Genomic DNA, 23,159 nt, shown 5'->3' with positions numbered 1-23,159 from the left:
GCCTCAGCGGTTGCAGGAGCCCGAGCCCGAGTCGGAGTAGTCGAGCGCCGAAGCGGGCAGTCCGGCACCCTGCAGGGCCGGCGCGTACGAGAACGAGTAGCCGTGCTGTCCGAGCGTCAGCTTCATCGTGCCGTAGCCCTGGTCGTAGCCCGTGACCACGTTCGGGTTGGCGTAACTGCCGTCCGCGTTCTTCGCCAGCGTGTCCAGCGCTTCGCCGCCGGTCCCGACGATGAACTCGGGGATGCCGTGCTTCGTGTCGACCTGGCCGGCCGGGTTCAGCGGCTGGAACCGCGCGTACGCGTGCTCGTGGCCGTTCAGGATGAGAGTGGCGTGGTTCGCGTAGAGCAGCTTCCACCAGGCGTCCGCGACCTGGCCCTCCTGTCCGCCGGCCCCGGGCGCGGAGGCAGGGACGGTCGGGGTGGAGGCGGTGGTCGCCGAGAACGTCGGCTGGTGCCAGTAGGCGATGGTGCACTGCTTCTGGTTGTGCGCGAGGTCGTCGGCGAGCCAGCGGGTCTCCTGCGCGAGCAGGCCGCCGTCGGTGGTCGAGCAGTCGTTGCCGAACGCCGGCGAGTTGCACTCGACGTTGAGCGAGACGATGTGCCAGTTGCCGAGGTCGTAGGAGTACCAGCCCTGGTTGGTGCTGCTGTCGTCGCCCGCCTGGCCCGCGGTGTTCGGCGTGCCGGACTGGTCGTGCCCGTTGAAGTAGGCGAAGTAGCCGTCGCCGTTCTGGCCGGCCTCGTTGTCGCCCTTCTTCGTGTAGGCGTAGTACTCGTGGTTGCCGGGCGCCGGACGCTCCAGGAACTTGAGCCCGCCCCACGCCTGCTCGAACGATCCCTCGAAGTCGCTCAGCTTGCCGACCTCGTACTGCTCGTCACCGAGCAGCGCCACCGCATCCGGCTTCATCGCGTCCGTCTGCTTCGCGGTCGCGAACTCGGCGTCGTAGCCGCCGAGGCTCGGGCTGCCGCACTTGAGGGCGGCCGGGGTGGCCGCGTTGTCGTCGTCGTCCGGCTCGCAGGCGATGTCGCCGACGGCCGCGAGGGTGTAGGTCTTCGCATCCTCACCGTGGCTCTGACCGGCGTACGGCCAGCCCCCCTGGAGGACGGGGACGGCGACCGCCGCGGCGGTGCCGAACAGGGTCGCGGCGATGACCCCGGCCGCGATGAGGGACGTCTTGCGGGTGCGGGTGCGCATGGGATCCTCCTGGAGTGGCGGTCGTCGACGGCCGCGTGCCACAGCAGGTTCCGGGCGCCCGGAGACGCACGGATGAACCGCAGGCGTCATCCGGGTGAATGACGCCTGCGGAGGCTCTCAGGATGCGCGGCCGCTCACGCGGTCCCGGCGAGCGCCTTCGTCTTCAGGGTGTCGAACTCGGCGGCGGTGATCGCGCCGCTGTCCAGCAGCCGTTTCGCCGACTCGATCTCCGAGGCCGGCGAGCTGCTGCCCGCCACGTTCCGGATGTAGTTCGCCGACTCGACCTGCGCCTCCATCGCCCCGGCCGCGCTGCGCTGGGCCATGCGCCCGCCGCGCGCGATCAGGTAGACGAACGCGCCCAGGAACGGCACGATCACGATGAACAGCACCCACAGTGCCTTCGCCCAGCCGTTCAGCTCGGGATCCCGGAAGATGTCGATGATCACCCGGATGAAGATCGAGATGCACACGACCACCAGGTAGAACCAGAAGGACCAGACGAGGAAATCCCAGAAAGTCATGACGGCTCCGATCGCTCCACGGAACGGTTGTTCGCCCCGCGTGGCCTGACGGTACGACGGCCGGGTCGGATGCGGCTAGGCAGCAGTCAGTTGCCCTCGGGGGGCGTCGCCGTTCATCCCCGCCTGATGCTGGCGGGCACCTGCTGGGCCACGCTACCGTGGGCGCCGGAGAGAGGGGATCGAATGTCATTCCAGGCGTACCTGGACACCATCGAGAAGAAGACCGGGCTCACGCCCCGGCAGCTCGTGGACATCGCCCACGAGAAAGGCCTCGACGCCCCGGGCGTCAAGGCCGGCGACATCCTCGCGTGGCTGAAGGACGACTACGACCTCGGTCGCGGTCACGGCATGGCGCTGGTGCACGTCATCCAGAAGGGTCCGACGATCAGCACCAAGCACGTGGGCACGGACGGCGTCCACCGCGACGAGTCGGAGACGCTGTGGCTCGACGGGATCGCGACGAAACCGTCCTGAGTGCACTGGAGGAAGGACGTGGGCGGCAGGCTCCCCCCGGATACCTGCCACCCGGGCGCCGCGGGTCCCCCGTTCGGCGCACAGGGCGAGCCTAGCGGCGGCCGGAACCGACCGGAATGTAGCGAAAGTCACATTGCCGGGGTCGGCGCGGAAGCGTCACGGCAGCCATGATGGGAGGCGTGGTCCCCAGCGCGCACTCCCCCGAACGGTCGAACGGCCGGCCTGACGCGGAGTCGGCGATCGCGGACGAACTCGTGCGGCGGCTCCGGGCGCAGGGCAATGCCCTGGCCGCGGATCCGGTGCTCGTCGAGCAGCTGCGCGCCCAGGTCGGGGTGATCCTGCAGCGCACCCGCGACCGTCTGAGCGGGACCGCCGTGGATGCGGCACGCCCGGCGGGTGGCGAGCGCGTGGGGCGGGCGCGGGCCGGGCAGAACATCCACCCCGTCGACAGCCTGACCGCAGCCACGCTGCTGTTCGACATCGCCCTCACCGAGCTCCAGCACGACGGCGACGCGGTGGAGGTCGCCCGCGCGCTGAACGCATCCATCATGGACGAGGTGGTCCCCGCGGCACTGGGCTACGTGGATGTGCTCCTCGAGCGGATCGCCGTCGCGGACGCCGAGGAGCACCTCGGCATCTGGCGCAGGCTGCACGTGCCGTCTCCAGAGACCGCCGGCGGGGCCCTCGCGGCCGGGACGGAGTCCACCGGGATCCTCACGGATCGCGAGCTGCAGGTCATCACGATGATCGCGCAGGCCTACACCAACCGGGAGATCAGCGCCCGCCTCCACATCGCCGAGGGCACCGTCAAGCGGCACACCACCAACATCTACGCCAAGCTCGGCGCCACCTCACGCATCGACGCCGTCCGGACGGCCGTGCGGCTCGGCCTCCTCCGGGGATGACGGCTTGCGCGCCTCGATCAGGTGGCGCGACGAGTAGGTGACGAACTTCCCCTCCCGCCGGATGAGGGCATCCAGGTCGCGCAGCCGGTCCCGATAGGCGTCGACCGTGAATCCCGGCACCCACCAGATCACCTTGCGCAGCAGGTAGACCACGGCGGCGATGTCGTAGATCTCGATCCGGGTGCGTGCCGTGCGGAGTTCGACCACGTCGAGACCGGCCCGCCGGGCGGCGTCGGCCTCGTCGTCGTGGTGGCGTCCGCGGCGCGCCTCCGGCAGCGGCCCCAGGAAGAACTCGATCAGCTCGAAGGCGCTGGCCGGGCCGACATGCTGCGCGAAGTAGGTTCCACCCGGTGCCAGCACGCGGGCGAGCTCGTCCCACCAGATCGTCGCGGGATGCCGGCTGGTGACGAGGTCGAACGCCCCGTCCGCGAACGGCAGCGGAGGCTCGTCCGGGTCGTGCACCACGACCACGCCGCGCGGGTGGAGCAGCCGGGTCGCCTTGACGACGTTGGGCGGCCACGACTCGGTGACCACCGCCGTGGGCGGGAAGACCTCCGCTCGGCCGACGACCTCGCCGCCTCCGGTCTGGACGTCGAGCCACGACCGGGCGTCACGCAGGCGTCCGGCCAGCTGCCGCGCGTATCCCCAGGGCGGTCGCTCCTCGGTGGCCCGCCCGTCGAGCCAGGAGAAGTCCCAGCCCGTGACGTCGGCCTGCTCGCCGATCGCGACGAGCTCCTCGAACGTGGCGTCTTCCATACCTGCATCCTGCCAGGGACGGCGCCGGCCGCGTCAGGCTTCCGCAGCGCCCTCTCGCTCGGACCGCAGCGACGCGATCATCCGGCGCAGGAGGGTGGATGCGGCCGCCTGCTCCGCGTCGCTCAGTCCGCTGAGCATCCGAACCTCCACCTCCCGCACCGCGGCCGTCGCCTTCGCGAGCGCGCGCCGGCCCCGCGGAGTGAGCCGCGTCGGCAGCGCCTTCCCGACCGGCGCCTCGGTGGCGCGCATCACGGAGCCGTCGCGCTCCAGGGCCTGGAGCAGCACGTTCATCGACTGCCGGGTCACGAAGGCTCCCCGCGCGAGCTCCGAATTGGACAGGCCGGGACGCTGGGCCAGCAGCTCGAGGCAGGAGTAGTGCGTGATCGTCATGCCGAGCGGGCGCAGCGCCGCCTCCATCGCCGTTCGCAGCTCGCTGGACGCGACCTTGAGGAGGTATCCGAGGGAGGTCTCGAGGTCGATGCCGGCGCGGTCTTGACTCATGTCAGTATTCTGACATAGGTTGAGCCGTGTCAGATAACTGACACGCATTCGAAGGAGCACTCCATGCCCGCCACCGGCCCCGATTTCCTCTCCCTTCAGACCCGCGACCTCGAGAGGTCCCAGGCGTTCTACGAGCGCTATCTCGGCCTCGTCCGTTCGCCGGCGGGTCCGCCGCACGCCGTCGTCTTCGACACGACCCCGATCGCGTTCGCGCTGCGCGACCTCGTACCCGGGACCGACCTCGACGCTGTCGCCCAGCCCGGCCTCGGCGTCGCGATCTGGCTCCACGCCACCGACGTGCAGGCCATCCACGACGCGCTCGCGGCGGACGGGCACACGATCGTCGCGGCTCCGATCGACGGCCCCTTCGGCAGGACCTTCACGTTCGCCGACCCCGACGGCTACCACGTCACGCTGCACGACCGCGCGTGAGTTCACGCCCCGCGCGGTGCGATTCGCCCGCCGGACTCAGCGCGCCGCGTTCAGCACGCGGTAGTTCAGGTGCGTGGCGAGCGGCGTGATCGTCGCGCCCGTGCGCTCGAGCGCGATCGCCGACGGGAGGTCGCCGAAGAGGCGGGTGCCGCCGCCGATGAGGAGCGGCATCACGTGGAGGTGCAGCTCGTCGACCAGCCCGAGCGGCAGCGCCTGCTGCATGACGGTCGCACCGAACAGGTGCACGTCCTTGTCACCGCCCTCCTGCTGTGCGAGGTCGATCGCGGCGGGCACGCCGTCCGCGACGAACGTGAACACGGGAGGGTACGACCGCGTCGGCGGCTCATGCGTGACCACGAAACACGGGATGTCGCCCAGCGGACCGCCGTCGCCCCATCCACCGTCGCCCTCGTTCTTCTCGAACGACCGCCGGCCCATGACCACCGCCCCGGCCTTCTCGATGGCGGACTGCAGCACCGCCCGGTCGTCGTCGCCCGCCTCCGGACGCAGCCAGGCGTGCAGATCCTCCGCGCCGTCGCCGAATGGATTCTCCCGGCTGTCGTTCGGGCCCGTCACGTAGCCGTCGAGCGAGACGGACATGTCGCAGATCACGCGTCCCATGGGATCCACCGCCTTCGGAGTGCCTCACGCCAGACGACCACACCCCGGTAGGCGCCGGCAAGAGGTCAGGGGCGGAGCAGCTGGCCGAGGAGGGTGTCCGCGAGCCAGCTCTCGAACCGCTCCGACGTCCAACCGGCAGTGACGACTAGCTCCAGGTAGACGCCGGTGGCGGCGAACGCCCGGTAGATCGCCTGCGCCTCGGCGAGCGGGATGACCAGCTCATCCTCAACCGACGCGATCAGGCGGTCCATCACCCGGTTGCGGCCGCGGAGCTTCGAGCGCAGCAGCGTCTGCGTCTCCGCATCCTCGTCCACGGCTGCGTCCAGGATGCGCACCACATCGAAGTCGGTGGAGTAGAGGACCGTCAACCAGCGGGCCGCCCCGGCGACGCGCTGCCCCGCATCCGGCAGCGCGAGGATCTCCTCGGCGAGCTCGCGCGCACGCGCGCGCTCCAGCCAGCGCTCGCAGATCGCGTTGAGGATCTCGCGCTTGGCGCCGAATGAGGCGTAGACGGTGCGCGTCCCGACCCCGGCCTCCTTGGCGATGGCCTCCATGCTCGTCACCGAGTAGCCGTCGCGCGCGAACAGGCTCTGAGCGGCCGCCGCGATCCGCACGCGCGTCTGGAGCGCGAGCTCCTGGCGATACGTGGATGCGGTCTTGACGTCGGCGTTCACGAGATCGATACTAGTCATGCACTCACTGCAGTAACACTGCAGTCACCGCAGTGGCAGTGCACGAAGGAGTCGCATCATGCTTTCCACAGATCAGGACCACACGTCGCTGCACGTCCTGGAGCGGATGCTCCACGAGGGCTTCGCTCTCGGGCGCACGGAGGTCGTCGACGAGCTCTGCTCGCCCGACATCGTCGAGCACCAGCTCGGGCTGGCCGGCCAGGGAGCGGAAGCCATCGCCAAGGTGAAGAAGGGGATGACGGAGGTGCACGCGGCCTTCCCCGACCTGCGGTTCACGATCGGCGACTGGGCAGAGCGCGACGACATCGTGTGGGTGCGTGCCGAAGGGACGGGCACCAACACCGGGCCGTTCTTCGGACCGCCGACCGGACGGACCGTCCACTTCACGGTCATCGACGTCGCCCGCATCAGGGATGGGCGCATCGTGGAGCACTGGGGCGTGCCCGACCGCTTCGCGATCATGCTCCAGCTGGGACGGATCGACCTCCCGCGTCAGCCGTGACCGGCGCCGGGGCCGGCGGAATCGCTACGACGATTGGCGTTCCAGCGCAGCGGTCCGGGAGGCGGCCGCGTCCAGAGCGAGTTCGGCCACGCGGCGGCCCTCCGCGATGAGGCGACTGATGTCGGTCATCATCCACTGCGCCATGCCCTGCATCTCCGGCTGGATGAGGACCACGGACGGGTCGGCGAGGAGGTCGGCCGTCCGGTTCACGGTCCGCATCATCCGGACGTTCTCCCACTTGGCGTGGAGCCGGACCACGATCACGCGCGACGCGCCGAGTGCACGGGCGGCGTTGACGGGGACGTTGTCGATCATCCCGCCGTCGGCGAGCCGCATGCCGCCGTGGACCACGGGCGGCAGGAGCCCCGGGATGGCTATCGTCGAGCGGAGGGCGACGCTCAGCGGCCCCCGGTCGATCGTGACCGCGCGGCGCGTACGGAGGTCGGTGGCGACCGCGCCGAAGGTGCGCGGCAGGGTCTCGATCAACGGGTCGGCTCCGAGGACGCGGCGCACACTGTCCGAGACGGCGTGCGTGTCGAGCATCCCCCAGCGCGGCGTCAGCGACCAGCGCGCGATCGCGTTCCAGCGGAACGCCAGCGCTCCGGCCTCGATCGCCTCGGGCTCGAACCCGGCGGCGTAGGCGGCGCCGACCAGCGCGCCGGAGCTCGTCCCGGTCACGATCCCCGGATGCAGTCCCCGCTCCGCGAGCACCTGCAGCACGCCCACATGCGCGGCGCCGAAGGCCCCTCCGCCGCTGAGCACCAGGCCAAGGCTGCGATCGTCGCCCACGGTCTCCTCCACGTCATCGATGGGTCTGACCGTAGAGGGTCGGGATGGGAGACGGCTGACCGGAATGTCAATCTCAGTCAGTCGCCACGCAGGCGGGAACCGCGACGGTCAGCCTCTCCCGTCTCGTCGGCGTGCGTCCTCCTGCTCGGCCACCACCGCGCGGTGGATGTTGCCGTGGATGTGGTCGGCGCCGATCCGGGCGAGCACCCCGTCCCGTTCGAGCACCGCCCGCGGCCCGGGCTTCACGCGGGTCAGCCGGAGCTCGAGTCCCGCATCCTGAACCAGGGTGACGATGTCGTCGAGCGTGGAAGCGCCCTGGGAGTCGATGAAGTCGATCCCCTCGCAGTCCAGCACGATGCCGGTGAGGTCGGGGTTGGACTGGATGATGTCACGGAGGCGGTCCTCGAGCGCGTCCGCGGTCGCGAAGAACAGGCCGCCGTCGAACCGGAGCACCGCCACATCCGGTACCACCTCGTCGTCGGGATGCTCGTCCGCCTCCCGGAACACCTGCGTGCCGCGCTCCCGTCCGAGGACCGGCATGTCCGGGTGGGTGGCGACGGCCACCAGCCACAGCAGCGAGAGCCCGATGCCGATGACGACGCCCGCGAGCACCCCGAACACGAGCGTGCCGAGGAGCGCGATGATCGCGATCCAGAAGTCGGTCTTCTTCACCCTGAAGAGCCGCCGCATCTCGGGGAAGTCCATCATGCCCATGACCACGGCCTCGATGATCAGCGCCCCGAGCACGGCCTTCGGCAGGTTCGAGAAGAGCGGCGCGAGGAACAGCAGCGTCAGGAGGACGGTGACGCCGGACGTCAGGGAGGCCAGGCCGCTGCGCGCTCCGGACCGGTCGTTGAGCGAGCTCGCGGAGAGGCTGGTCGAGACCGGCATCCCCTGGAAGAACCCCGCCGTGATGTTCGCCAGGGACTGGGCCACCGACTCCTGGTTGATGTCGATCTGGTAGCGGTGCTTCGCGGCGAACGTGCGCGCGTCGCCCGCCGTCTGCGAGAACCCGATCAGCACCAGCGCCACGGCGGCGACCGCGACGGTCCCCGCGTGGTCCCACAGCTGCGCGAGGTCCGGGACCTTCGGCACGGGCAGCCCCCGCGGCACGTCGCCGACGAGGGCGACGCCCTTCGCCCCGAGGTCGAAGACCGCGGCCGCGACAAGGCCGCCCACGACGAGCACCAGCGCCCCAGGCACCCGCGGCGCGATGGCGCGCAGCCCGAAGACGACCACCAGCGAGACGATGGCGACGAGGACCGTGGTGCGGTGCGCATCCCCCAGCGTCCCCAGCCACGACCAGAACTCCTGGATCGGGTTGGCACCCTCGGCCTCGGTGCCGGTCAGGCGCGGCAGCTCGCCGATGACGACGTCGATGGCGGCGCCGAACAGGAAACCGGTGACCACCGCGCGTGAGAGGAACTGGGCGACCCACCCCAGCCGGAAGATCGCGAGCAGGAGGAACAGGATGCCGGAGGCGAGCGTGATCCCGGCGACGAACGACGCGACCTCCTGCACCCCGCTGATGGATGCCGCCAGCACGGCACTCGCGGCGACCGCCGCCAGCCCCGAACTCGGCCCCATCGAGATCTGCCTGCTGGTCCCGAAGGTCGCGTAGACGATCGCGCCGGCCGCCGCCGCGTACAGGCCGTTCTGCAGCGGGACGCCGGCGATGCCCGCGTACCCGAGGTTCTTCGGCACGATGAGCGCCGCGACCGTGACGCCGGCGATCAGGTCGCCCCGCAACCACGCACGGTTGTAGGAGCGGAGCTGGCCGACGATGGGCACCCGCCCCGGACCTGCCTTCCGCGTCCTGGGCATGCGCCCGTCTTATCGCGCGCCGGGGGTGCGCGCATAGAGAGCGGGGGCGGTCTGCCGCTACAGTCTCCTCATGCGCGAACCGCAGCCGTCCCGTCGACGCCGCCTGATCCCTTCGCTGATCGTCGCCGGCGCCTCGCTGGCCGTGTTCGGCGTCCTCTTCGCGATCGTCGAGAAGGTGTCGGCCGAGCAGGGGACGACCAGTCCGACCACGATGGTCACGCTTCCGGTGGGCGTGTACACGCAGTACACCCAGCGCGGCTTCGTGCCGGACTACACCGGCCTCTGGATCGGACTCGTGGTCGCCGCGGTCGGCGCGCTCGTCCTCATCGCCGCACTCGTCGTCGCCCGGCGACGGACGCCGGCGGCCTGACGGTATCCGGGGGGAATCGCATGGGCGCACTCATCTATCCGACCAACGTCAGCGTCGACGGCTACATCGAGGACGCGAACGGCGCGTTCGACTGGATGCCCGTGCACGACGACGTGTTCGCGACGCACACCGAGCTGATGCGGTCCGCCGGCACCCTCCTGTACGGCCGGCGCCTGTACGAGGCCATGTCCGTGTGGGAGACCGACCCGGCGCTCGCGGAGCACTCCCCGGAGTTCGCCGGTTTCGCCGCCGCGTGGCGGGCGCCGGCCAAGGTCGTCTACTCGCGAACCCTCACGGGGGCGCCCACCGCAGACACCCGGATCGAGCGCGACTTCGACCCCGCCCAGGTCAAGGAGCTCAAGGCCGCCGCCGACCGGGACCTGATCATCGGGGGCGCCGACCTCGCCGCTCAGGCGTTGGCCGCCGGGCTGGTGGATGAGGTCCAGCTGTACGTGCATCCGGTCGCGGTCGGCGGCGGCAAGCCCGGGCTCCCCACCGGGGCGCGCATCGACCTCGAGCTGATCGACGAGCGCCGGATCGGATCCAGCGGTGTCGTGCTGCTCCGCTATCGGCCCCGGGCGTGACCGCGCCGGGCGTCAGCGATCCGAGATGTCGACCTCGACGTGATACTGCGGGGCCCCGACGACGCCGCCCACTTCGACCCACGATCGCGTGATCGCGTAGTCCCGCGGCGCCGAGCTGGGCGGAGGGTTCTCGGAGATCACCCGTTTGAGCGCGTCGTCGAGACTCTCGAGCGAGGTCGCTTCGGCTTTGGTGGACATGAGTGCCTGCCTTCCCCGGCCCGGGCCCGAACCGAACACGCGGCACCCTACGCGGCCCAGCGCTGACGCGGCAAGGGCGAGCGCCCCTCGACGCCCTGCTCGCCTTCGACCGGAGACGGGCAGACAATGGTCGCCGTGGGCACCACCGTCGAGGTCGTCCCGGCCGCCGGGCGGTGGTCGGAGGTCCGCACGCTGTTCGGGCGGGCGGGCGCTTCCAACGGGTGCTGGTGTCAGTACTGGCTGATCGGACCCGAGTACCACCGCCGCGACCGCGACGCCAACCGCGCGGCTCTGCACGCTCAGGTGGATGCGGCCTCCGCCGGCCTCGTGGCGCTGAGCGGCGACGAACCGGTGGGCTGGGCGCGGCTCACGCCGAGGTCGGAGCTGGCCTACCTCACCGGCAGATTCACCACCTACGAGTTCTCCGAAGATGACCCGCTGTCCCTCCCCTGCTTCTACATCGCGCGGCGCGCGCGCAGTGCGGGCGTCATGACGGCCTTGATCGAAGGCGCGATGGCCGAGGCGAGGCGGGTCGGCGCATCCCTCGAGGCCTACCCGATCGACCCCGCCGCCACGGGCGCGACGACGAACCGCTTCTCGGGCGTGCTGCCGGCGTTCATGGCGCTCGGCTTCGCCGAGGTCGGGAGGCTGTCACGCGATCGCGCGGTCGTCCGCTGGCGCTGACAACCGAACCGCTGCGGCAGGATGGAGGGATGGGTCGCGCACAGCCAGACAGCCGGGAGGCCGCCGTCGTCGCGATGCTCGGGGGCGACGTGGTCGCGCTGGGCCCGATCCGGGAGACCCCGCTCGACTACGACGCCTTCTTCGCGCACCGCGAGCTGAGCCGCCTCGACGGCGAGGCGGTCGTCAACGGCGAGCGCCGGACGTGGTCGCTGATCGAGAAGCGCACCGAGGGTCCGCACCTCGCCGCGCCGTACCTGTACGGCAACGGGGTCCGCGAGCTGGACGCCTATCGCTCGGGCCTCTTCGACGACATGCCCGATCACATCCACGCCCCCAGCGCCTCCGGCACACTGCTCGAAGCCGACGGCGCGATCACACTCTGGATCGAGGATGTGCGGCACGAAGGCCCCCGACCGTTGGACGCGCAGGCCGTGCTCACCGCTGCACGCGACCTCGGCAGCATGAACGGCCACTGGTACGGTCACCCAGCCGACGAGCCCTGGTTGTTCCGGGGATGGATCGACCGGCACGGCCAGCCGGAGGCGGTCGAGCGCGGACTCGCCACCGTGCGGCGCGCGCATCCCGAAGCCGTCGCCCGGTTCGGGGACCGGCTCTCCGACATCGAGCGGCTGATTCTCGCCCAGTCGCGGGTGCGTGCGGTGCTCGAGTCCCTTCCGCACACCCTGTGCCACCACGACACCGTCGGCGCGAACGTCTTCCGCACCGCCTCCGCGACCGTGCTCATCGACTGGGAGTCCGTCGGGCCGGGCGCGGTGGGCGCCGATCTCGCCTCGCTGCTGTTCTCTCCGCGCCGGGGCGACGCATCGGTTCACGTGATCACGTCCGTGCTCGACGACGCGATCCAGGCCTACGTCGACGGCTTCCGCGAGCAGGTCCCCGCCGTCTCCCCCGCTGAGATCCGGCGAGGGGTGGACGCGGCGATCGCCCTGCGCTGGAAGCTCGCCGTGGACGTGATCGCCGGTCTCGAGTCCGGCGATCCGCCCCGCCGGGGCAGCCTGCCCGACGAACCGCCGGAGACGGCCCGGGAGGAACTGATCGAGCTCGTCGGCGTGCTCCTCGCCTCGGCGGACCGCACGCTCGGCTGACCAGACCGACTCAGAGCGCCGTCGAGGCGCCGAGCCCGTCGACCGCGGCGCGCATCGCGGTCTCCGCGCTCGCCACGGTGATGAGCGAGTTGCCCGCGACGATGTGGAGGCCGTACGCGTCCTCCAGAGCGACCAGGTTCATGGCCAGCGTCTCGATCGGGAGCACGGGCGCGAAGACCCCCGCCGCCATCCCGCGTTCGAGGATGCCCGTGTACGTCGCGAGCTGTCGCCGGTACATCTGCTCGACCAGCTCGTCGTGCAGCGTCGAGGTGCCGGCCAGCACGTCGAACTCGTACAGCAGGCGCATGAGCGCGTCGTCGGGTCCGCTCGGGAGACCCTCGCGGATGGCGGCGGCCAGCTGGAGCTGCGGCTCCGGGATCGCGGCGACGACCGCGTCCCGGTGGTCGCAGAAGCGCTCGAGACCGGCGCGGTGCGCCTCCACCAGCAGCTGGTCGAGGTCGTCGTAGTAGTACAGGATCGCGCCGCGCGTCAGGCCGGCCTTCGCGGCGACATCGGCGAGCGAGAGGGATCGGAGCCCGCGCTCGCCCACGGCGCTGAGGGCGGCCTCGATGAGGTCGGCGCGCCGCTCCTCCTGCTTGCGGGGTCGGGCCATGCCTCGACCCTACCGGCGTCCGCAGCCGCGCACGCTTGACACCCCTCGACGGCCCGTGCCACACTTCAGGAATTCTTTGACGCTTGTGTCAAAGAATCATCACCGTCGATGGGAGCCACCGTGACCGCACCGCAGACCACCGATCTCCTCCTCACCGGAGCCCGCGTCCGCACGTTCGACGACGCGCGGCCCTGGGCCGCGGCGGTCGGTGTGACGGACGGCCGCATCACCTACGTCGGATCCGCGGCCGACGCGCCCGCTGCACGCGAGACACGCGACCTCACCGGGGCGCTCGTCACCCCTGGGATCATCGACAGCCACAACCACCTGCTGCTCGGCTTCGACCCCGACGCGGTCAGCCTCGAAGGCGCAGAGACTCTTGAGGAGGTGCGGCGCCGCATCCACGACCTCGCCGAGCGCCGCCCCGACCTCGACTGGATCTGCGCCGAGAACGCCGTGTACTCGATCGTGCCCGGCCGCCGGCCCAACGCCGCCGACCTCGCCGGCCTCAGCGACCGCCCGATCTTCGTGACCACCTACGACCAGCATTCCGTCTGGCTCAACGACGCCGCGCTCCGCGCGCTCGGGATCGCCGCCGGTGGTGACATCCCCTGGGGCCGCCCCGAGCGCGACGAGCGCGGCGCGCCGACCGGCTGGGTCACCGACTTCTACACCAGCGCGATGACACGGGCCGGACTCGCCGGCCTGCAGCGCGACATCCCGATGTACTCGCCGGAGCGCCGCTACCGCAAGCTGCTCGGGAGCCTGGCGCTCGCGACCGCCAGCGGCATCACCACGGTCGTCGAGCCGCAGGTGCCGCTCGCCGAGATCGGCCTGCTCGACCGGGCGCGGGATGCGGGCCTGCTGTCGTCTCGGGTCATCGCGGCGCTCTTCCACCCGATCGACGCGGACGCCGCCTTCCGCCGCGACCTCCGGGACGCCGTCGACGGCGCCACCACCAGCGACCTGCTGCGCTTCGGCCCGGTGAAGCTGTACGCGGACGACGTGATCGAGCCGCACACCGCGTGGATGCTCGACGACTACGCCAACCGGCCCGGACACCGGGGTCACCCGTCCGCCCCGGTCGGCGAGCTGACCCGCATCGTCACGGAGCTCGACAGGCTCGGCTTCCAGACCCACACGCACGCGACGGGCGACGGCGGCATCCGCCTCGCCCTCGACGCGATCGAGGCGGCGGGCCACACCAACGGCACCCGAGACCGGCGGCACGGGATCGTGCACGTCGAGTGCCTCGACCCGGCCGATCTGCCGCGATTCGGCTCCCTCGGCGTCACGGCCGCGATGCAGCCGCGGCACTGCTCCCCCGACCTCGTCGCCGGCACGTGGATGGACAACATCGGCGAGCAGCGCTGGGACCGCGCCTGGCGCATCCGGTCGCTCATGGCCTCCGGCGCCCGCGTCGCGCTGTCGAGCGACTGGCAGGTCGGCGAGATGGATCCGCTCGTCGGCCTGTACTCGGCGCTCACGCGCGCCGGCCTCGACGGCAGCGACGCCTGGACCCCCGACGAGCGCATCGGCCTCGACGACGCCCTGCGCGGCTACACGCGCGAGGGCGCCTGGGCGTGGCACGCGGAGGACGACCTCGGCGTCCTCCGGGTCGGCGCGCGGGCCGACCTGGTCGCGTGGTCGGCCGACCTCTACGAGCACGAATCCGACCCGGCGGCGCTGCTCGAGCAGCGCGCCGAGCTCACCGTCGTCGGCGGTGCGATCGTCCACGACGCCGAACGCGACGCGCCCCTGCCCGAACAGCACGGCGCACTCGCCCACTGCTCCGCTGCAGCCCACTGACCGGCCCCGCCTCCCTCTCCCACCGTCGCGAAAGGACCCACCCGCATGTCCGAGCTCGACCCCTCCATCGCCCCCGCCCGCTCCGCCGAGACGCCCGAAGACCTGCAGGCCACCGGCCTGCGCCGCAGTCTCACGCTGCGCCACATCGTCTTCCTGGGGCTCGCCTACATGGCGCCGCTCGCGGTGTTCGACACCTTCGGCATCGTCGCCGACATCACCAACGGTCACGTCCCGCTGTCGTATCTCCTCGTGCTCGTGGCCGTGCTCATCACGGCGCTCAGCTACGCCAAGATGGTGCGGTTCTACCCGCGCGCCGGCTCGGCGTACACGTACACGCGGGAGGCGATCAACCCGCACCTCGGCTTCCTCGTGGGATGGGCGGCCACGCTCGACTACCTCCTGCTGCCGATGATCAACGCCCTGCTGTCGGCGATCTACATGACGGCAGCCTTCCCGGACGTGCCGTCGTGGGTGTGGATCCTGTCCACCATCGTCGTCTGCACGGCGCTCAACCTCACCGGCGTCCGCATCGCGGCCAAGGTGAACGTCATCCTGGTCGTCATCCAGGTGGTCGTCGCGGTCGCGTTCGTGGCGCTCACGATCAAGAACATCGCGGAGGGCGCCAACGGGTCCCCCTTCTCGGTCGCGCCGTTCTTCGCGCCCGGGATCGACGCGGGCGCCATCGCGTCGGGTGCGGCCATCCTCGCGCTGTCGTTCCTGGGCTTCGACGCCGTCAGCACGCTCGCCGAGGAGGCGGAGCACCCGCGCCGCGACATCCCGCGCGCGATCCTCATCATCGTCGGCGTCGCCGGGCTGTTCTTCGTCAGCGTCACCTACGTCATGCAGGTCCTCTTCCCGGACGTCTCGGCCGTCGGCAACATCGTCGGCGCCTCACCGGAGATCGCGAAGTACATCGGCGGGGCCGCCTTCCAGGCCCTGTTCATCGGCGGCTACATGGTCGCGGTGCTCGGCTGCGGCATCACGCAGCAGCTCAGCGCGGCGCGCCTCCTCTACGCGATGGGGCGCGACGGAGCACTTCCGCAGCGCTTCTTCGGCCGGCTGAACCGCGCCGGCGTACCGGCGGGCAACGTGCTGCTGATCGCCGCGCTGGCCTGCTCGGCGCTGTTCCTCGACCTCAGCCGCGCCGCATCCCTGATCAACTTCGGCGCCTTCGTCGCGTTCATCTTCGTGAACCTCTCGGTGATCTTCACCTACGTGCGGTTCGTCAAGGCGCGTGGCTGGCGCAAGACGATCGGCTTCGTCGTGCTGCCCGCGCTCGGCGTCGCGATCAACGTCGCGCTGTGGTTCAGCCTGGAGCCGAGTGCGATGATCGTCGGCGCGGTCTGGGTGGCGATCGGCGTCGGCTACCTGCTGTGGCGCACGCGGTTCTTCCGGGAGGCGCCTCCCGCTCTGAGCGGCCCGTCCGAGGAGCTCTGACCGACGCCCGCGACCCGGCTCACAGGTCGCGGGCGAAGAGGTCGTCCCAGGTCTCGCGCCGGATGACGGCCCTCGCCTGACCGTCGCGCACGAAGACGACGGGCGGGCGCCGGTAGCCGTTGTAGTTGTTCGCCATGGTGTGCGTGTACGCACCGGTCGCGGGAACGGCGAGCAGGTCCCCGACGCGCGCCGCGGGCAGGCGCAGCGGATCGACGAGCACGTCGCCCGACTCGCAGTGCCGGCCGACCACGACGACGTCCTCGGAATCCTCGTCGTGCATCCGGCCGGCGAGCACGGCCTCATAGCGCTGGTCGTACATCGCCGCCTCGAGGTTGTCGCCCATGCCGCCGTCGACGGCGACGAAGTTGCGGGCGTCCCGCTTCACGGTCGTGACCGTGTAGAGGGTGAACGCGGAGCCGTTCACCATGCTCCGGCCGGGCTCGATGATGAGCTCGGCCTCGGCGGGCAGGTGCTCCCGCGCCGCCGCGAGCAGGGCATCCACGTACTCGTCAACGGACGCGGGCCGGTCGTCGTACGTGTACCGGGCGCCGAGCCCGCCGCCCAGGTCGTAGACCGGGAACGTGCCGAGCGCCGCGAGCGGTGCGACGGCCGCGGCGAGCTCTGCCGGGTCCATGATCTGCGACCCGACGTGCGCGTGCACGCCGCGCATGTCGAGAACCGGGCTGGCCTCGATCCGGGCGATCAGGGTGCGCGCAGCGGCGGCGGTCAGCCCGAACTTCGACCCCACCTGCCCCGTCTGCACGTGCGGGTGCGTGGACGACGCCACCCCCGGGATGACGCGGACGAGGACGCCCTGCCTGCTCCCGGCCAGGACCAGCTGCTCCAACCGGTCGACGTCGTCCGCGTTGTCCACGACGACGAGGCCGATCCCCGCCTCCACCGCGATCCGCAGCTCCTCGGTCGTCTTGGCATTGCCGTGCATCACCACGAGCGCCGGGTCGACGCCCGCGCGCAGCGCGCTGAGCAGCTCGCCGCCGCCCGCGACATCCAACCCGAGCCCCTCCTCCACCATCACCCGCTGCACGGCGGTCGCCGGGAAGGCCTTCGACGCGAACACCACACGTGCGTTCGGCCAGCGATCGGTGAGGGCTGTGCGGTACTCCCGCGCCCGCGCCCGCAGGGAGTCCTCGTCGACGACGATCGCCGGCGTCCCGAAGTCTCGCGCGAGGTCGTCGACGCGGCAGCCGGCGACCACCAGGGTGCCGTCGGGGTCGACGGCCGCCCCCGCAGGGAAGAGGTCGAGGATGGGATGCGCCATGCGGGGTCCTTCTGTTCGTGTCGGGTCAGGCAGTGCCTGGTTCTGGTGCGCCGGTGCCGCGATCGGGCATTACCGCTCGCGGACGGCGACGCCGTGCGGGACGACGACGACCGGCACGGGCGAGTGGCGGACGATCTTGGTGGCGTGCGAGCCGAGGAACACGCGCGCGATCGGGCCGAGGGTGCTCGAACCGACGACGAGCACCTCGTCCGGTCTCCACTCGACGGCCGCCAGGGCCGACTCCCAGGTCTCGCCGCGGCCGATGGCGACGCCCGAGATGGTGGGGGCGTCCTCCAGCTGCGCCACGCGACGCACCAGCGACGCGGCGTGCTTCTCGATGTCGGCGGCCCAGGTGTCCGCGATGGCCTCCTCGGCGTCGAGCCCGGCGCCGGAGGTCCCGGAATCGGGCGGCACGACGGCGAAGGATGCGATGCGCAGCTCGGCGCCCAGCGTCGCCGACACCTCGGCCGCGCCGAGCACGAGACCGGCCGACGCCCCGGTGCCCCGGTAGGCGGCGGTCACGCGGCTGACGCGCGAGCCCTCCTCCGTGCGGTATCCCCGCGGCGCGATCGCCACGGGCACCGGCGAGGCGTGGAGGAGCGTGTCGCTCTCCGCGCCGAGGGCGATGCGTCCCGGCTGCGCCTCCGCCGCCGAGCCGACGACGATCAACGCCGCATCCCGCTCCTCCGCGAGCCCGATCAGGCCGCGCCGGGCCGAGGGCGCCTCGTACCGGAGGTACTCCGCGGCGACCGAACTGCCGAGCACGGCTGCCGCGTGGTCGAGCGCGCCCTCGGCCGTGTCTGTGGTGTAGCTGCGCCACTCGGCGTCCGCGCTCCCCGCCGTCGTCGGCCACCCGGGCGGGACGATCGCGGCGACGACCAGTTCGGTGCCGGAGGATCGGGCGAGCAGGGCGGCCAGGTGCAGCGCCGAAGCCGAACGGTGCGCGGGGTCCACCCCGACGACGATGCTCATTTCCGTCCCGCCCGGCGACGTGCGGCGGCCTCGCGGATCTCGCTCTTGCTCGGCTGCGCGAAGTTGCTGGTGTACGGCACCTCCGCATCCACCGCCGGCTGCCCGACCTGGAGCTTGGAGTGCGTGCGGCCGTAGAACCAGTAGAAGGCCAGGAACGCCGCCGTCCAGATCAGGAACACGATGATCGTGATGAGCCTCAGCTGCGTGATGATCGCGATGCAGCCCGCGATCGACAGGATGGGGATGGTCCAGCCGAGCGGGAGGCGGAAGCCGCGCTCCAGCTCCGGCTCGCGAACGCGGAGGATGATGACGCCGAGCGACACGACGAGGAAGGCCACCAGCGTCCCGATGCTCGTCATCTCGGCGAGGAAGTCGATCGGGATGACGGCGGCGAGGATGCTCGTGGCGATCATGACGATGACCGTGTTCTGCACCGGCGTCATCGAACGCGGGTTCACCTTGGCGAACACCGGCGGGATCATCCCGTCGCGCGACATGGCGAAGAGGATGCGCGTCTGCCCGTACAGCACGACCAGCGTCACCGAGAAGATCGAGATGATCGCGCCGATCGCCACGATGGTCCCCGGCCACGCCGAGCCGATGATGTTCTGCAGGATGGCGGCGAGGCCCGCATCCTGGTTCTCGAACTTCTCCGGAGCCTGCGCGCCCAGCGCCGCGAGGCAGGTGAGCACGTAGAGCACGACGATGATCACGAGGGCGAAGATGATCGCGAGCGGCAGGTTCCGCTTGGCGTTCTTGGCCTCCTCCCCGGCTGTCGACACGGCGTCGAGTCCGACGAACGAGAAGAAGATGATCCCGGCGCCGCCGACGATGCCCGCGAACCCGGCCGGAGCGAAGTTGTGGAAGTGGTCGGCGTTCCATCCGGTGAAGGCGACGGCGCAGAAGAACAGCACGACGGCGACCTTGATGACCACCATGATGCTGTTGACCGTGGTCGACTCGCGCGCCCCACGCAGGAGCAGCAGCGAGCACAGCACGATGACGACCACCGCGGGGATGTTGACGATCCCGCCCTGCTCGGGCGCCTGCGAGAGCTGAACCGGGAGCTGCCAGCCGAAGAGGTTCTGGAGCAGCTGGTTCACGTACTGCGACCATCCGACCGCGACCGCCGCCGTCGAGACGCCGTACTCCAGCAGCAGGCAGGCGCCGACCGCCATCGCCGTGCCCTCGCCGAGCGTCGCGTAGGCGTACGAATAGGTGGAACCCGACGCCGGGACGGCCCCCGCCATCTCGGCGTAGCAGAGCGCGGTGAGCCCGGCGACGATGCCGCCGATGACGAACGACCAGATCACCGCCGGTCCCGCGACGGGGACGGCCTGGGACAGGATGAAGAAGATCCCGGTGCCGAGCGTCCCTCCCACGCCGATCATGGTGAGCGAGAACAGGCCGATGCTGCGCTTCAGGTGCACGTCGCCGACGCCCGGGGGCGTCGTCGGCTTCCTGCGCAGCAGCTGCTGGGCGATGGTGGGCATACCAGTCTCCTTTGATTGGTTTCGGGGGTCGGGGTCGCTGTCGGCCGGCGGGTCAGTCCTGGCGGGTCAGTCCTGGCGTGTCACCCGGAACCGCTCCACTCCATTGTCGGCCGCCCCGCGCACGTACCCGGACGGGGAGGCGGCGACCGCCTGGAGGAAGGCGACGGTCTGCGCCGTGATCTCCTCGCCCGGAATGAGGTTCGGGATGCCCGGCGGATAGGCCGCGAGGGTGTCGGCCGATACGCGGCCGACGGCCTCGGCCGCGGGCACGAGCTCGGTCTCGGCGAAGAAGGCGTCGCGGGGCGACATCCGCAGCGAGCCGGCTTCGGGCAGGGCGGGGAACCCGTGGACGGCCGCCTGCGACCGCTCGACCCGCGCCTCCTCGGAGTCGACGGCCGCCACGAGCGCCCGGTGCGCCCGGACGAGGTCCGGCGTCTTGCCCGCGCCGATGAGCGCGACGAGGGAGGTCGCGGTCGACATCTCGAAGTAGATCCCGTCGGCGTCGAGAAGGCGCTGACGCAGCCAGTGGCCGCTGACCCCGGTGCCCGACACGTCGATCGCGACACGCAGCGGATCGACCGCGACGATGTCGTCGAACGCGCCGAACCCGTCGCTGAGCACGCCGAACCGCGGGTCGTCCCGCAGCGCATCCCGGAACGCGTCGGCCACGGTGATCGACCGGCCGATCAGCTCGCCGCCGGTCGCGAGGGAGTGCCGGGCGATGTCCAGCGATGCCTGCAGCAGCGAGGACGTCGAGGTGGAGGCGGTGATCGAGACGGCGCGTTCGATGAGCGGTTCCAGGGCGTCGGCGAACGCGCCGTGGCCGAGGTGCAGCATGGCCGACTGGGTGAGCGAGCCTCCCAGCTTGTGGGTGCTGGAGACCACGAGGTCCGCGCCGAGCCGGGCCGGCGACTCCGGGAGGTCGGGGTGGAATCCGAAGTGCGGTCCCCACGCGCCGTCGACGATCAGCGGCGCGCCGTGGGCGTGGGCGACGCGCGCGAGGCCCGCGACGTCGGCGACGGCGCCGAAGTAGCTCGGCGAGACGACGTAGACGGCGTCGGCCGGGCGTCCGCCGGCCGCCGCCGCGGCGAGCGCGTCGTCGAGGGCGGCGGGCGAGACGCCGTGCGCCACGCCGTGGCCGGTGTCGATGGAGGGGAGGACGAACGACGGCACCAGCCCCGCGGAGAGGATGCCGTCGCTGAAGCTGGAGTGCGCGCTGCGCTGCGTCAGGATGTTCTCGCCGAGTCCCCGCACCGCCAGCGCGGCGATCCGGTTGGCCTGGGATGCTCCGCCGGTGAGGAACCACGTGCGCCGCGCGCCCCATGCCTCCGCCGCGAGGTCGAGGGATCGGCTGAGCGGCGAGTCCTCGCCGAGGTCGATGTCGTCGATCAGCATCGGCACGTCGAGCTGCAACGGGCGTGTCCCGAAGTATTCGGCGAGCCGCGCGCTGAGCCCCAGTTCGTCGCCTCCGTGCCCCGGCACCATCAGGGCGAGCGGTTCGCGTGCGGCGTGACGGTCGAGAGCGTCGGCGTACGGCGTCTCCCACTGCCGGAGGTCTGCAGCAGCGAGCGGACGTGCGCCGTCGACCGCGGTGGAGCGAGTGGGGGCCATTTCTCCATGGTGAGGGTCGGGATGCCCGGCCGGAATACCCGGAACTTCGCGGCCCACATACACTGTATGTGACTCAGCATCCGTCGGATGCGTCGCCGACATAGGGACGGGGCAGCCATGGCCGATCTGCGGCAGTTCGAGGCGCTCAGGGCCGTCCACGCGGAAGGTTCCGTGACCGCCGCCGCGCGCCGGCTCGGGTGGGGCCAGCCCACGGTGGACTACCACCTGAAGAATCTGGAGCGGCTGGTCGGGTCGCCCGTGCTCGCGCGCTCCCCCCGGGGCAGCAGGCTCACACCGGTCGGCGTGCTCCTCCTCGAGCGGGCGCAGGAGATCCTCACCCTGAGCGAGCGGGCGATCCGGGATGCGCGCGAGTTCAGCCAGCTGGGCCGGGTGCGGCTCCGGTTCGGGACGTTCGCGACCGCCGCGGCGAACATCCTGCCGTTCGTCGCCTCCCGCATCGCCGACCTCGGCATCGAGATCGACGCGCTGCTGGAGGAGGTCCCGGCGCTCGTCGACCAGATCAACCGCGGGGCGCTGGACGCCGCGCTCGTCTACACCGTGCCCGGCTACGAGCTGCCGTTCCGCCCGAACGTGGTGACGACCGAGGTGCACCGCGATCCGCTGATGCTCGCCCTGCCGGTGGGCCACCGGCTCGCGTCACCGGCGCCCGTCGACCTGCCGGCGCTCCTGTCGCTGCGCGACGAGCGCTGGGTCTTCGCGACGACCGCGGACGACCCGATGGACCGCATCGTCGTCGACGCGTTCGCGGCGGAAGGTCACGCCCTCGACGTCGCCATCCGGACGGACGAGTTCCAGGTCCTCCTCGGCATGACCGCCGCGCGGATGGTCGTCGGCCTCATCCCGAGCCTCGCCACCACGGCCGCGCATCCCGGGATCGTCCTGCGTCCGATCAACGACCCGTCGTTCGTCCGCTCCATCCTCGTGGCGACGCCCGCGGACGACGCATCCCGCAGCCCCTCAGCGGCCGTGCGCCAGCTGGTCGCCGCGATCCGGGACGGGTTCGCGGCGGTGCGATCGGAGTCGCGGGCGGAGGGGTGAGCCGCCCGCCGGTCACACTTTCGCCACGCAGCTGCGCAGGTAGAAGATGTTCGCCTGCCGGATGGTGCCGTCGGGCGAGTCGATGATGCTGCGCAGGGTCTTCTCCCACGTCTGGACCGTGCCGACGATGGAGACGGCCAGGGCTGCCAGGTCGATGGCCGCCTCCACTCCCTGATCGTCCCAGTCGGCGTAGAGCACGCCGCGGGCGAAGTCCTCGATGGCCGGCCGGTCCGAGGGGACGGCCGGGTCGTAGAGCAGTCCGGACTCCCCCTCCGCCTCCTGCGCCGCAGCGTCGATGTACTTCCTCGCCGTCTGGCACGTGAGGTTGCGCAGGAGGCGCTCCGTCAGATCGTCCACCTGCTGCCGGAACGCCGGTTTCGCGTCGGCGATCAGGGCGGCGCCGACCAGCCCGGTGGCTTCGTCGCCCAGCCCGGTCTCCCAGCCCGTGGACCACTTCACCGCGCCGTTCCAGAACGCGATGACCTTCACCCACCGCTCCACCCGTGCCGCTGCGGCGCGCTCGGCGTCGGAGAGGCCGGAGGCGGGGATGCCGGCGGCCGCATCCTCGAGCGCACTCGGCGTCTTCACGGCACCCTTCTGCGCCGCGTGCAGGAGGTCGTCGCTGAGCGGCCGCAGCTCGCTCGACGCTTCCGAAGCGCCCCTCGCCAGGAGGCTCAGCCTCGAGCCGCCACCGCACCCGGTCACGAGGAGTGCGATCGCCACCCCTACCGCGACG

Annotated in this window: 26 protein-coding genes; 11 read left to right on the top strand and 15 right to left on the bottom strand. The window is 71.3% G+C overall.

The genetic code is table 11. The features are described from left to right. Positions 1–3: 3 nt before the first annotated feature. Entirely contained in the window at positions 4–1,191 is a 1,188-nt protein-coding gene (locus ACTJI1_RS02180) for a metallophosphoesterase family protein (RefSeq protein ID WP_440741391.1), read from the bottom strand. A 134-nt stretch (positions 1,192–1,325) separates the two neighbouring features. After that, complete coding sequence (locus tag ACTJI1_RS02175) at positions 1,326–1,712, bottom strand: PLDc N-terminal domain-containing protein (protein ID WP_310131183.1); 387 nt, start codon at positions 1,710–1,712, stop codon at positions 1,326–1,328. 183 nt (positions 1,713–1,895) lie between these two features. Between ACTJI1_RS02175 and ACTJI1_RS02170 the strand changes: the two genes are divergently transcribed. Both ACTJI1_RS02170 and ACTJI1_RS02165 read left to right on the top strand, forming a co-directional pair. Then, positions 1,896–2,186, top strand: a complete 291-nt coding sequence (locus ACTJI1_RS02170) for a DUF4287 domain-containing protein (RefSeq protein WP_310131185.1) — start codon at positions 1,896–1,898, stop codon at positions 2,184–2,186. 179 nt (positions 2,187–2,365) lie between these two features. Beyond that, positions 2,366–3,091, top strand: a complete 726-nt coding sequence (locus ACTJI1_RS02165; RefSeq protein WP_440741390.1) for a response regulator transcription factor — start codon at positions 2,366–2,368, stop codon at positions 3,089–3,091. Here the strand turns inward: ACTJI1_RS02165 and ACTJI1_RS02160 are convergent. Beyond that, positions 3,038–3,847 (bottom strand): methyltransferase domain-containing protein, encoded by an 810-nt coding sequence (locus tag ACTJI1_RS02160; protein WP_440741389.1) that lies wholly within the window; start codon positions 3,845–3,847, stop codon positions 3,038–3,040. The genes ACTJI1_RS02165 and ACTJI1_RS02160 overlap by 54 nt on opposite strands. A 33-nt stretch (positions 3,848–3,880) precedes the next feature. Continuing rightward, positions 3,881–4,348, bottom strand: coding sequence for a MarR family winged helix-turn-helix transcriptional regulator (locus ACTJI1_RS02155; RefSeq protein ID WP_440741388.1), 468 nt, complete (start codon positions 4,346–4,348; stop codon positions 3,881–3,883). A gap of 63 nt (positions 4,349–4,411) precedes the next feature. Here ACTJI1_RS02155 and ACTJI1_RS02150 point away from each other — a divergent pair, with 63 nt between their 5' ends. After that, positions 4,412–4,780: a VOC family protein gene (locus tag ACTJI1_RS02150; protein WP_440741387.1), complete on the top strand. Its 369-nt coding sequence runs from the start codon at positions 4,412–4,414 to the stop codon at positions 4,778–4,780. 36 nt (positions 4,781–4,816) lie between these two features. On the opposite strand, the gene ACTJI1_RS02145 is transcribed toward ACTJI1_RS02150, so the two are convergent. Together ACTJI1_RS02145 and ACTJI1_RS02140 are read right to left on the bottom strand one after the other, a co-directional pair. Continuing rightward, entirely contained in the window at positions 4,817–5,401 is a 585-nt protein-coding gene (locus tag ACTJI1_RS02145) for a dihydrofolate reductase family protein (protein ID WP_440741386.1), read from the bottom strand. Between the two features lie 65 nt (positions 5,402–5,466). After that, positions 5,467–6,093 (bottom strand): TetR/AcrR family transcriptional regulator, encoded by a 627-nt coding sequence (locus ACTJI1_RS02140; RefSeq protein ID WP_440741385.1) that lies wholly within the window; start codon positions 6,091–6,093, stop codon positions 5,467–5,469. A 58-nt stretch (positions 6,094–6,151) separates the two neighbouring features. Here ACTJI1_RS02140 and ACTJI1_RS02135 point away from each other — a divergent pair, with 58 nt between their 5' ends. Next, positions 6,152–6,595, top strand: a complete 444-nt coding sequence (locus ACTJI1_RS02135) for an ester cyclase (protein ID WP_310131202.1) — start codon at positions 6,152–6,154, stop codon at positions 6,593–6,595. 24 nt (positions 6,596–6,619) lie between these two features. On the opposite strand, the gene ACTJI1_RS02130 is transcribed toward ACTJI1_RS02135, so the two are convergent. Beyond that, a complete protein-coding gene (locus ACTJI1_RS02130; RefSeq protein ID WP_440741384.1) occupies positions 6,620–7,384 on the bottom strand; it encodes a patatin-like phospholipase family protein in 765 nt (254 codons plus the stop codon). Positions 7,385–7,492: 108 nt separating this feature from the next. After that, positions 7,493–9,208, bottom strand: a complete 1,716-nt coding sequence (locus ACTJI1_RS02125) for a SulP family inorganic anion transporter (RefSeq protein ID WP_440741383.1) — start codon at positions 9,206–9,208, stop codon at positions 7,493–7,495. A 70-nt stretch (positions 9,209–9,278) separates the two neighbouring features. On the opposite strand from ACTJI1_RS02125, the gene ACTJI1_RS02120 reads away from it, so the two are divergent. Together ACTJI1_RS02120 and ACTJI1_RS02115 are read left to right on the top strand one after the other, a co-directional pair. After that, positions 9,279–9,578: a hypothetical protein gene (locus tag ACTJI1_RS02120; protein ID WP_440741382.1), complete on the top strand. Its 300-nt coding sequence runs from the start codon at positions 9,279–9,281 to the stop codon at positions 9,576–9,578. Positions 9,579–9,598: 20 nt separating this feature from the next. Then, positions 9,599–10,162, top strand: a complete 564-nt coding sequence (locus ACTJI1_RS02115; protein ID WP_440741381.1) for a dihydrofolate reductase family protein — start codon at positions 9,599–9,601, stop codon at positions 10,160–10,162. Positions 10,163–10,174: 12 nt separating this feature from the next. Here the strand turns inward: ACTJI1_RS02115 and ACTJI1_RS02110 are convergent, their stop codons facing one another. After that, positions 10,175–10,360, bottom strand: coding sequence for a hypothetical protein (locus ACTJI1_RS02110; protein ID WP_440741380.1), 186 nt, complete (start codon positions 10,358–10,360; stop codon positions 10,175–10,177). Positions 10,361–10,495: 135 nt separating this feature from the next. On the opposite strand from ACTJI1_RS02110, the gene ACTJI1_RS02105 reads away from it, so the two are divergent. Then, positions 10,496–11,044, top strand: a complete 549-nt coding sequence (locus ACTJI1_RS02105) for an N-acetyltransferase family protein (protein WP_440741379.1) — start codon at positions 10,496–10,498, stop codon at positions 11,042–11,044. Between the two features lie 29 nt (positions 11,045–11,073). Next, on the top strand, positions 11,074–12,150 hold the full coding sequence (locus ACTJI1_RS02100; RefSeq protein ID WP_440741378.1) for a phosphotransferase family protein: 1,077 nt from the start codon (positions 11,074–11,076) through the stop codon (positions 12,148–12,150). Positions 12,151–12,160: 10 nt separating this feature from the next. Here the strand turns inward: ACTJI1_RS02100 and ACTJI1_RS02095 are convergent, their stop codons facing one another. After that, entirely contained in the window at positions 12,161–12,763 is a 603-nt protein-coding gene (locus ACTJI1_RS02095) for a TetR/AcrR family transcriptional regulator (RefSeq protein ID WP_440741377.1), read from the bottom strand. 120 nt (positions 12,764–12,883) lie between these two features. Here ACTJI1_RS02095 and ACTJI1_RS02090 point away from each other — a divergent pair, with 120 nt between their 5' ends. Beyond that, on the top strand, positions 12,884–14,572 hold the full coding sequence (locus ACTJI1_RS02090; RefSeq protein WP_440741376.1) for an amidohydrolase: 1,689 nt from the start codon (positions 12,884–12,886) through the stop codon (positions 14,570–14,572). 45 nt (positions 14,573–14,617) lie between these two features. Continuing rightward, entirely contained in the window at positions 14,618–16,009 is a 1,392-nt protein-coding gene (locus ACTJI1_RS02085) for an APC family permease (RefSeq protein ID WP_440741375.1), read from the top strand. 19 nt (positions 16,010–16,028) lie between these two features. Here the strand turns inward: ACTJI1_RS02085 and lysA are convergent, their stop codons facing one another. From lysA to ACTJI1_RS02065, 4 genes are all read right to left on the bottom strand, one after another. Further along, positions 16,029–17,288 (bottom strand): diaminopimelate decarboxylase, encoded by a 1,260-nt coding sequence (gene lysA / locus ACTJI1_RS02080; RefSeq protein WP_440741374.1) that lies wholly within the window; start codon positions 17,286–17,288, stop codon positions 16,029–16,031. A gap of 69 nt (positions 17,289–17,357) precedes the next feature. Continuing rightward, a complete protein-coding gene (locus ACTJI1_RS02075) occupies positions 17,358–18,260 on the bottom strand; it encodes a universal stress protein (RefSeq protein WP_440741373.1) in 903 nt (300 codons plus the stop codon). After that, positions 18,257–19,753 (bottom strand): amino acid permease, encoded by a 1,497-nt coding sequence (locus ACTJI1_RS02070; RefSeq protein ID WP_310131233.1) that lies wholly within the window; start codon positions 19,751–19,753, stop codon positions 18,257–18,259. Before ACTJI1_RS02070 ends, ACTJI1_RS02075 begins: the two co-directional genes overlap by 4 nt. 66 nt (positions 19,754–19,819) lie before the next feature. Continuing rightward, complete coding sequence (locus ACTJI1_RS02065; protein WP_440741372.1) at positions 19,820–21,364, bottom strand: aminotransferase class I/II-fold pyridoxal phosphate-dependent enzyme; 1,545 nt, start codon at positions 21,362–21,364, stop codon at positions 19,820–19,822. Between the two features lie 117 nt (positions 21,365–21,481). Between ACTJI1_RS02065 and ACTJI1_RS02060 the strand changes: the two genes are divergently transcribed. Continuing rightward, positions 21,482–22,423, top strand: coding sequence for a LysR family transcriptional regulator (locus ACTJI1_RS02060; protein ID WP_440741371.1), 942 nt, complete (start codon positions 21,482–21,484; stop codon positions 22,421–22,423). A gap of 12 nt (positions 22,424–22,435) precedes the next feature. Here the strand turns inward: ACTJI1_RS02060 and ACTJI1_RS02055 are convergent, their stop codons facing one another. Then, positions 22,436–23,146: a hypothetical protein gene (locus ACTJI1_RS02055; protein WP_440741370.1), complete on the bottom strand. Its 711-nt coding sequence runs from the start codon at positions 23,144–23,146 to the stop codon at positions 22,436–22,438. Positions 23,147–23,159: the final 13 nt, after the last annotated feature.

It is taken from the genome of Leifsonia sp. 22587, from assembly GCF_052044215.1.
In the GTDB taxonomy this organism is placed as follows: domain Bacteria; phylum Actinomycetota; class Actinomycetes; order Actinomycetales; family Microbacteriaceae; genus Leifsonia; species Leifsonia shinshuensis_C.
The sequence above is the reverse complement of the archived record's forward strand: the minus strand, read 5'-3'. Positions and strand labels throughout refer to the sequence as shown.

Bases quoted from the DNA above. Each gene is read 5' to 3' on its own strand.
- ACTJI1_RS02180 (WP_440741391.1), bottom strand. From the start codon at position 1,191: ATGCGCACCCGCACCCGCAAGACGTCCCTCATCGCGGCCGGGGTCATC.
- ACTJI1_RS02175 (WP_310131183.1), bottom strand. From the start codon at position 1,712: ATGACTTTCTGGGATTTCCTCGTCTGGTCCTTCTGGTTCTACCTGGTG.
- ACTJI1_RS02170 (WP_310131185.1), top strand. From the start codon at position 1,896: ATGTCATTCCAGGCGTACCTGGACACCATCGAGAAGAAGACCGGGCTC.
- ACTJI1_RS02160 (WP_440741389.1), bottom strand. From the start codon at position 3,847: ATGGAAGACGCCACGTTCGAGGAGCTCGTCGCGATCGGCGAGCAGGCC.
- ACTJI1_RS02155 (WP_440741388.1), bottom strand. From the start codon at position 4,348: ATGAGTCAAGACCGCGCCGGCATCGACCTCGAGACCTCCCTCGGATAC.
- ACTJI1_RS02150 (WP_440741387.1), top strand. From the start codon at position 4,412: ATGCCCGCCACCGGCCCCGATTTCCTCTCCCTTCAGACCCGCGACCTC.
- ACTJI1_RS02145 (WP_440741386.1), bottom strand. From the start codon at position 5,401: ATGGGACGCGTGATCTGCGACATGTCCGTCTCGCTCGACGGCTACGTG.
- ACTJI1_RS02140 (WP_440741385.1), bottom strand. From the start codon at position 6,093: ATGACTAGTATCGATCTCGTGAACGCCGACGTCAAGACCGCATCCACG.
- ACTJI1_RS02135 (WP_310131202.1), top strand. From the start codon at position 6,152: ATGCTTTCCACAGATCAGGACCACACGTCGCTGCACGTCCTGGAGCGG.
- ACTJI1_RS02125 (WP_440741383.1), bottom strand. From the start codon at position 9,208: ATGCCCAGGACGCGGAAGGCAGGTCCGGGGCGGGTGCCCATCGTCGGC.
- ACTJI1_RS02120 (WP_440741382.1), top strand. From the start codon at position 9,279: ATGCGCGAACCGCAGCCGTCCCGTCGACGCCGCCTGATCCCTTCGCTG.
- ACTJI1_RS02115 (WP_440741381.1), top strand. From the start codon at position 9,599: ATGGGCGCACTCATCTATCCGACCAACGTCAGCGTCGACGGCTACATC.
- ACTJI1_RS02110 (WP_440741380.1), bottom strand. From the start codon at position 10,360: ATGTCCACCAAAGCCGAAGCGACCTCGCTCGAGAGTCTCGACGACGCG.
- ACTJI1_RS02100 (WP_440741378.1), top strand. From the start codon at position 11,074: ATGGGTCGCGCACAGCCAGACAGCCGGGAGGCCGCCGTCGTCGCGATG.
- ACTJI1_RS02095 (WP_440741377.1), bottom strand. From the start codon at position 12,763: ATGGCCCGACCCCGCAAGCAGGAGGAGCGGCGCGCCGACCTCATCGAG.
- ACTJI1_RS02085 (WP_440741375.1), top strand. From the start codon at position 14,618: ATGTCCGAGCTCGACCCCTCCATCGCCCCCGCCCGCTCCGCCGAGACG.
- lysA (WP_440741374.1), bottom strand. From the start codon at position 17,288: ATGGCGCATCCCATCCTCGACCTCTTCCCTGCGGGGGCGGCCGTCGAC.
- ACTJI1_RS02075 (WP_440741373.1), bottom strand. From the start codon at position 18,260: ATGAGCATCGTCGTCGGGGTGGACCCCGCGCACCGTTCGGCTTCGGCG.
- ACTJI1_RS02070 (WP_310131233.1), bottom strand. From the start codon at position 19,753: ATGCCCACCATCGCCCAGCAGCTGCTGCGCAGGAAGCCGACGACGCCC.
- ACTJI1_RS02065 (WP_440741372.1), bottom strand. From the start codon at position 21,364: ATGGCCCCCACTCGCTCCACCGCGGTCGACGGCGCACGTCCGCTCGCT.
- ACTJI1_RS02060 (WP_440741371.1), top strand. From the start codon at position 21,482: ATGGCCGATCTGCGGCAGTTCGAGGCGCTCAGGGCCGTCCACGCGGAA.